This is a genomic window from Pseudomonas sp. 3B-A001-10F, from assembly GCF_056313565.1.
In genome coordinates, this window is record NZ_JBQYFW010000094.1 from 1 (window position 1) to 387 (window position 387).

Genomic DNA, 387 nt, shown 5'->3' on the forward strand with positions numbered 1-387 from the left:
GTGGAGAGGCGTCTTAAATTCAGTTGCCAACGGACATAATCTTGAATATTTCCTTGCGTGGCAAGCTTATAATCATCCTGACTGTCTTCGCTATCAATGCCCATGGCTGCCGAAGATTCATAGCTATAGATATCATCCCACTGCGCATCCACCGGCATGTCGATTTGCTGGCTGCTAAGATGCTCGCTACTATCAATGCCATCTAAGCCAAATTCCTCATCATAGCGATAATCGCTGTCTGCATAACTGTCACTATAACTATCACTTGCATACTCATGCACTGCCGAGGGTTCACTGTTCGGGGGATAATCTTGGCTAGCAGAAGCAGGATAAAAATCATCCGACGCTAGATAATCTTCCAACACCTCAGTTTCATGACGGGTATAG

At 45.5% G+C, this 387-nt stretch carries 1 protein-coding gene; it reads right to left on the minus strand.

Annotated features, from left to right (window positions below):
* On the minus strand, nt 1-387 hold a 387-nt coding region (locus AC0ZWN_RS28895), incomplete at both ends, for a hypothetical protein (RefSeq protein ID WP_476337723.1).